The following is a 6,918-nucleotide window of genomic DNA, read 5'->3' as shown; positions in this document are numbered from 1 at the left end:
GATTAAGAAAGAGAGCAGTAAGCTTTCTTGAGGCTGCAGAAGAAAGATTAAAAGCTGGAAGTTATGACATATCGTGCTTTCTTGCAGAACAAGCAGTTCAATTGTATTTGAAGTCAGTAATCCTTGAATTTAGTGGAGAAATTCCAAGAACACATTCTATAAGAAAACTTTTATCGATTTTATCAAATTTACTTAACATAAAATTTGACTTTGATAGAAAAGAATTAATATTTTTAGAGGATGCATATATAAAAGCAAGATATTTATCGTCAGAATATGGTGAAGAAGATGCAAAAAATGCTATTTCGACTGCAAGGAGGTTGATGTCTGTTGTGGATAGAGCTCGAAAAGAGAAGAGCTGAAATCGTGAGAAATTACAAAAAATTTCTTGGGTGTATAGCGAAAATATCTAAAGAGCTGGGATGCGAGAAGGTTTTTTTAACCGGTAGCTTTGCTGAAGGGAAGGCTGTTCTTGCGAGCGATATAGACGTTCTGATAGTTTTTAAGGAGGAGCTAAACGCTATGAAGAGGGCGGAAATTATAGCAGAAATAGAGGAGAGATGTAACCTTCCCTTTTATCACCCCTTCGAGCTGCACATTGTAAGCGAGAGAGAATTCGAGTTTTGGAAAAGAGTCTTTAAAGCTAAGCTCGTTGAGATCGAAACGAATTTATCCACAAAAAGATAAATTTCAACTATGGCAAGAGAGCTTTTCGGAACTAACGGCGTAAGGGGAATTGCGAACGAAGAACTTACCGCCGAAATGGCGCTCAACCTTGGAAGGACAATAGCCACGATGAAACCGGGAAAAATTGCTATAGCTTGTGACACAAGAATTTCTTCTGAAATGCTGAAATCTGCGGTGATCGCTGGAATTCTTTCCGCTGGAAGCGACGCTGTTGATGTTGGCATCGCTCCGACCCCAGCTCTGCAGTATTACGTGAAAGAAAACGATGTCGAGGCTGGGGTGATAGTAACAGCTTCCCACAACCCGAAGGAGTATAATGGGATAAAGTACATTCAGGAGGATGGAACCGAATTTACTTGGGAGATGGACGAAGAGGCTGAGAAAATTTACAAGAGCAAGAGTTTTAGAAAAGCGGGATGGAATGAAGTTGGAAGAGTTTTAAAAGATGACTGCATCGACCTTTACGTTTCGGGGATTCTTGATAAGGTAGAGGCTGATGAGATCGAGAAAAGAAAGTTCAGGGTAGTTTTAGACTGCGGAAACGGTGCTGCAAGCTTTACGTCACCGGAAATTCTTAAAAGACTTAACTGCGAGGTGTTAACTTTAAATTGCAACCCGGACGGAAGATTTACTGCAAGAAATCCCGAACCAGTTGACGAGCATTTGGACATGCTTAAAGAAGCCGTAAAAGCATTTAAAGCTGATTTTGGAGTCGCTCATGACGGAGATGCTGATAGAGCAACTTTCGTTGATGAGAAAGGAAATTTCGTGAGTGAGGATGTAACCCTTGCTATAATGGCTAAGTATTACGTGGAACAGCACGGAGGAGGAATTGTGGTTACTCCCGTGAGCAGTTCGAGATGCGTTGAGGATGTTGTCAGAGAGGCTGGAGGTGAAGTTGTTTACACAGCCGTTGGATCGCCGGTGGTGGCTAAGGTTATGAAGGAAAAGAATGCCGTTTTCGGCGGGGAGGGCAATGGAGGGTTAATATTCCCGGAGCATTTACTTGCAAGAGACGGAGGAATGAGCTTGGCGAAATTCATGGAACTCATGGCTTTAACCGGTAAAAAGCTCTCCGAACTTGCTGAAGAAATTCCGAAGTACCACATGATAAAGCTTAAAGTGGAGTGTAGAGACAGGAAAAGACTGCTCGAAGGACTTAGGAGGGAATTTCCCGAGGCTAACTTTACGGATGGGGCAAGAATAGACTACGAAGACGGCTGGCTTCTTATAAGACCTTCCGGAACTGAGCCAATAGCGAGGATATTTGCGGAAGCTAAAACCGAAAGTAAAGCAAGGGAACTGGCTGAATTTGGCGTTAGTGTTGTGAAGAAGATTCTGGGCTGAAGAAGTCGTCTATGTTTCCAAATTTTTTAACGATCCTGAGATAGAAATCGTCCAAAATTCTGCTTGACGCCCCCCACACGAGCTCTCCGGCGCACTCGAAATTCGGGCCCCAGTCGGCAATTCTTCTACTCTTTAGAACTCTCTTCAGGTCGTCCACAAGAATTTTCTCGACCTCGTAGTTGTCCGGTGTGAAGTTCTTACTTGAAACGATACCGACAACCGGGTGGATTTTTATTCTGTGCTCAACGACCTCTTTCGGAGACAAGTAGCCGAGAACGTTTATGTTCTCTCTCTTTACTCCAATCTCCTCTTCAGCTTCTCTCAAAGCGGTCTCTACTATGCTTTCCGTTCTTTCCCTAATTCCTCCCGGAAAGGCTATGTGTCCGGCACTTCTGCTTAAATTCTTCGCTCTCTTTATCATGACCAGTTCGAGATCGAACGTTATCGGGACTAAAACCGCTGCAACCCTCTCGTTTTTAACGTATTTGAGCTCTGGATCGAGGATATCCTTTAACCTTTTGACCATCTTAGAATTGATCATAATCAATCACTTTAAATTTTTCGGAATTAGGAAGGGGGTTGGTGTGAAGCAAGCCACGCCAAGAGCGAAGGTAATGACCCCAAGCATTTTCCAATTAATGGGTAGAGGTGAGTCGTCTATCGGTTTTGGGTGCTTCTGCATACCGAAGAACAGTGTTAGAATTCCCCAAAAGAACCATATCGAGCCAAAGAACGTTCCGAGAACTATTAGTACGAAGGGAATGATTTTGGAAACTGTGTCGGCTTTTTCTCCTATTAAAGCTCGCATTATGTGACCTCCGTCAAGCTGTCCTACTGGAATTAAATTCAGTGAAGTTATGAACATGCCGACCCATCCTGCGAAAGCTACCGGATGTATGGCGTTTCCTGAGTAATCTACGGCGCTCATCACCGCATAAAACAGAGGTGGAACTCCGATGAAAATTTCAGCTTTTTCGGGAGGGATGTTAACTTCAAAGAACTTCAGCCCTATGTAAGCCACGATCACCGAAGCCACAATTCCTGCAAGAGGTCCAGCGGCACCGATTGCAAGCAGTGCTTTTCTGCTTGGTATAGCACCTCTGTGCTTTATTATCGCTCCGAGCGTGCCTATAATTGTGGGAAATGGTATGAAGTAAGGTAGCGACGTTCTCACCCCAAAGCTCCTTGAGGTAAAGTAGTGTCCCATTTCGTGGCTGCCGAGGACAAAGAGGATTGCTATCGAGAACATTACCCCTTGAAGCAAATCGAACTCACCTAAGTAAAAGGAGCCGACGAAGGTTGTGGAGAGGAAGGTTAAGGCGAGCAGAATAATGTTTATCAGGTAGTTCTCCTTGTGGGGTTTTAACTCGACGACAATCTCTCCGTGAAGCATTTTTACCCTCACGTCGTATTTCTCGCTCAACTTTGCGAGAACTATCTGCGTTCTTTCGTCGTAGATCCCATACTTTGGAATTACGAAGAACCTTTTTACTTCTCCCTCTTCATGTTCGAAGTAAACGTTGAAGACTTCTTCAAGTATTTCCCTTTCACTCAACTTCAATCCACCCCTCGGTAGCATTTACAGTCACGATGTCTCCACTCTTCAATATTTCGAAAACGTTTACTTCGGGCATATCCACGAGGGGAATCTCGGCTATTATCGCTCCGACAGCTATAATTACCTCCGTTCTTTCGTTTATAATCGCCAGAGGGGCTACGCCGTTCTTTTTTAATTGGAGAAGAACGTACGTTCCTACAGTACTCCCCTTTCCGGAAGGGAAAACAAGAACTTTGTTTGCTACGCTTTCTCCGTAAATATCGCTTTTTCTGTCAACTATTACACCACTTTTCGCATCGACATCTCCAAGAAAAGAGATTTTGCTTTTCGACACTAACGCCTCTCCTCTCGCAAAGCCTTTCGAAACACCTCTCGCTCTAATCCTCAAGGGTAGCCCACCTCACGCACTCCTCAAGCGAAGCAAAAGTTGCATTAACTTTTCTCAGCTTCGGTAAGTACTCCAAAGCTTTTCCACTGTTTACCATCACGCAATTGAATTTTTCACTTGCTGGAGAGACAACCATGCATGTATCGGAAAAGACTTTTCCACCGAGTTCTTCTATTTTCCTCACGAGATTCGAACACTCGTCTTTAATTTTCCTCGAAGTAAATATCCAGAGGTTTCTTTTAACTCTCCCATACTTTTTGAGGAGCTCGTAAATTTTTTCAAGCTCTCTCTTCGAAACGTGCGGACAGCCTATCGCTATCAAATCTGGCGAACACTTCTCGAATTCAGCCTCGTCAACCTCTATCTTTTCCCTCGGAGTTTCGAAGTCTTTCCATTCCGGAGTCAACTCCACTGCGTGGAACATGGAGCAAGAAGAAGTTGACGCCAAAGCTGCTCCAAATAGTTTCAATTCCTCTTCGGAAGGTTTTCTATTGAATTCCACGAGGGGGATCTCGCCCTCCTTCAAAGCTTTTCCGAGTTCGAGTCCGGCTAAGGCAAAGTTCTCTCCTTTAATTTTAACTAAAACTGTCGGAGCTCTGTTCTCTTTTATATGCAGACCGTAGTACGGAGTTTTTCCAATAACTGCAGCTGCTAAAGCGGTAATTCCACTTTCTCGGTTTGTTCTTGCTCCTATAATTGAATTTGCGTAAATTACGGCAGAGCTCTCAGCCCAAGCGAGGTGATCGTTCTTTTTAATCTCTTCCAGATAGTAGGGTGTGCATGTGAGAGTTAGCTTCACACCCATTCTCTCGAAAGCTCTGATTATCCTCAATTGCTTTTCCCGGTAACTTTCCTCTATTCCCATCTCTTTCCATCTCTCCAAATCAAATCCTGCTGGGTTGAGAAAAGAGTCAACGGTGACTTTCACGTCCAGACTTTCAAGCCATTCTAATCCGGCTTCTCCAATATTGCTGTAGGATACTCCCGAAATCTGAGCGCTCTTTATTTCTATCAGTTTTTCAGCTCCGAATATCTCTCCAACCGCTACGAGTATCTCCATACACTTTCTAATACCCTCGTTTGGACTTTCAAGCAGCTTTTCTTCCTCTTTCGTTAGAAACATTTAGTCCCACTTTTCTGTGGAAATATTTAAGGTCTTCCGTCAAAAGAGATTTATTCTCACACGTGGATGATTCGATTCATGGAAAATCGGGTAAAAATTACGCTGAGCAGGGATTTATCTCTTTTTGACATAACCATGATCGGTATCGCAGGAATGATCGGTGCTGGTATCTTCGCTTTAACTGGTATCGCAGCAGGAATTGCTGGCCCAGCTATTTTGATTGCGTTTCTCTTCAACGGGATTATCGCCACCTTTACGGGTTTAGCTTACGCTGAACTCGGTTCAGCGATCCCTCAGGCTGGAGGAGGTTACGTTTGGATAAAAGAAGCTCTCGGAAATTACGCCGGTTTCATAGCCGGCTGGGTGGATTGGGCTGCTCATACGATAGCCTGCTCCCTTTACGCTGTAACTTTCGGAGCTTTTCTCTCGGAATTCTTAGTGAGGTTTGCGGGATTGAACTTTCCTCAGGAGGTTTTAGCAAAAATCTCATCACTTTTAATAGTCTCCTTTCTTGCTTACGTGAATTTCGTTGGAGTGAAGGAGAGCGGTAAGCTTGGGGGAGTCGTCACGCTCTTAAAAATAATTATTCTGCTCATTTTCGCCTTTTTTGGATTAAGCAGAACCTTCAGCTACCCCAATTGGGAGAGCGCATTTCAACCATTCATGCCTCATGGCTTTGTTGGTGTCCTAGCTGCCATGGGTTTGACGTTCATAGCCTTCGAAGGTTTTGAGATAATCGTTCAGAGTGGGGAAGAGGTAAAGAACCCAGAAAGAAACATTCCGAAAGCTATAGTCGTATCTCTTTGGGTTACCGTGGCGATATACATTCTCGTTGCATTTTCCCTACTCGGAGCGGTTAAAGCGGATGTTCCGAGCTGGGAGTACCTCGGAAAGCTTGCGGAATTCAGTCTTGTGAGGGTGGCTGACGAAATTATGCCTCTCGGAGGGGTTTTGATAATCGCCGGTGGTTTAATATCGACCATCAGTGCCATGAACGCAACGATCTATTCCTCCTCGCGAGTTGTTTTCGCTCTGAGCAGATCTGGATACTTGCACAGAGCTTTAGCTGCGATAAACGAGAAAACGAAAACTCCACATCTTGCAATTCTTTTCAGCTACATAATAATAGCAACAGCCTCCTTAGCACCCATAGAAGCTGTTGCATCCGCAGCGAGCCTGATGTTCATTCTGCTCTTCATGTTCGTAAACTCTGCCTTGGTAATTCTTAGATTGAGAAGACCAGATTTGAAAAGAAGCTTCAAAGTGCCTTTCGTTCCTATATTGCCCCTTCTAACTCTAATCCTTCAGTTCGTAATCACTTACTACTTAATCACCCAGCTGGAGCACGGATTTTTAATTGCTCTCCTAACTCTCGCTTGGATTTTCTTTGGCTCTCTCGTTTACTACGCTTACTCGGAGAAGGAGATGGAGAAGAGAATGGAGGAAGAAATTAAGACCGTTTACAAGGAAATTCCAATTGAAGAGAAGCCCTACAGAATTCTCGTTCCAATAGCCAATCCGGCAATTGCAAGAAAGCTCGTAGATTTTGCTAAAATTCTTGCAAAAAAGAGGGACGGTGAAATTATAATTGCGAATATAGTAAGGTTGCCGTATCAGACGCCTTTGACCGCTTCTCTTGGAGAGATTGGCAAGGCTAAAAAGATGGTTTCTGAGCTTTTAAATTCCGAAGTTCCGATTGGCGGGATCGTAGCTGTTGGTCACTTAGTTCCAGAGGCTATCCTCAACCTTGTGGATGAGTTAAAGCCGAATCTGATAGTTATGGGCTGGAGGGGTAGAACTTTTAGAAAAGATGTC

At 43.9% G+C, this 6,918-nt stretch carries 8 protein-coding genes; 4 read left to right on the top strand and 4 right to left on the bottom strand.

Going from position 1 to position 6,918, the window contains the following annotated elements; genetic code table 11:
- The 3 genes from F7C14_RS04770 to glmM form a co-directional block, all read left to right on the top strand.
- Nucleotides 1–362: HEPN domain-containing protein (locus F7C14_RS04770; protein WP_290900369.1), on the top strand; the 362-nt coding region annotated here is incomplete at its 5' end.
- On the top strand, nt 331–687 hold the full coding sequence (locus tag F7C14_RS04765; protein WP_290900367.1) for a nucleotidyltransferase domain-containing protein: 357 nt from the start codon (nt 331–333) through the stop codon (nt 685–687). The genes F7C14_RS04770 and F7C14_RS04765, both read left to right, overlap by 32 nt.
- Before the next feature lie 9 nt (nt 688–696).
- Nucleotides 697–2,034, top strand: a complete 1,338-nt coding sequence (gene glmM, locus F7C14_RS04760; RefSeq protein ID WP_290900364.1) for a phosphoglucosamine mutase — start codon at nt 697–699, stop codon at nt 2,032–2,034.
- Here glmM and F7C14_RS04755 read toward each other — a convergent pair.
- From F7C14_RS04755 to F7C14_RS04740, 4 genes are read right to left on the bottom strand one after another with little or no spacing between them, the layout of a single operon-like run.
- Nucleotides 2,006–2,560, bottom strand: coding sequence for a CoA pyrophosphatase (locus F7C14_RS04755; protein WP_290900361.1), 555 nt, complete (start codon nt 2,558–2,560; stop codon nt 2,006–2,008). The genes glmM and F7C14_RS04755 overlap by 29 nt on opposite strands.
- A gap of 21 nt (nt 2,561–2,581) precedes the next feature.
- On the bottom strand, nt 2,582–3,589 hold the full coding sequence (locus tag F7C14_RS04750) for a site-2 protease family protein (protein ID WP_290900359.1): 1,008 nt from the start codon (nt 3,587–3,589) through the stop codon (nt 2,582–2,584).
- On the bottom strand, nt 3,582–3,980 hold the full coding sequence (locus F7C14_RS04745) for a DUF126 domain-containing protein (protein WP_290900357.1): 399 nt from the start codon (nt 3,978–3,980) through the stop codon (nt 3,582–3,584). Before F7C14_RS04745 ends, F7C14_RS04750 begins: the two co-directional genes overlap by 8 nt.
- Nucleotides 3,970–5,103, bottom strand: coding sequence for an aconitase X catalytic domain-containing protein (locus tag F7C14_RS04740; protein WP_290900355.1), 1,134 nt, complete (start codon nt 5,101–5,103; stop codon nt 3,970–3,972). Before F7C14_RS04740 ends, F7C14_RS04745 begins: the two co-directional genes overlap by 11 nt.
- 78 nt (nt 5,104–5,181) lie before the next feature.
- On the opposite strand from F7C14_RS04740, the gene F7C14_RS04735 reads away from it, so the two are divergent.
- Nucleotides 5,182–6,918 (top strand): amino acid permease (locus tag F7C14_RS04735; RefSeq protein WP_290900353.1); only part of this gene is annotated, 1,737 nt, incomplete at its 3' end.

Source organism: Ferroglobus sp., from assembly GCF_015521575.1.
Classification (GTDB): Archaea; Halobacteriota; Archaeoglobi; order Archaeoglobales; family Archaeoglobaceae; genus Ferroglobus.
The sequence above is the reverse complement of the archived record's forward strand: the minus strand, read 5'-3'. Positions and strand labels throughout refer to the sequence as shown.

What these genes read in the sequence shown, in the direction of transcription:
- F7C14_RS04755 (WP_290900361.1), bottom strand. Translation starts at nt 2,560, where the DNA reads ATGGTCAAAAGGTTAAAGGATATCCTCGATCCAGAGCTCAAATACGTT.
- glmM (WP_290900364.1), top strand. Translation starts at nt 697, where the DNA reads ATGGCAAGAGAGCTTTTCGGAACTAACGGCGTAAGGGGAATTGCGAAC.
- F7C14_RS04740 (WP_290900355.1), bottom strand. Translation starts at nt 5,103, where the DNA reads ATGTTTCTAACGAAAGAGGAAGAAAAGCTGCTTGAAAGTCCAAACGAG.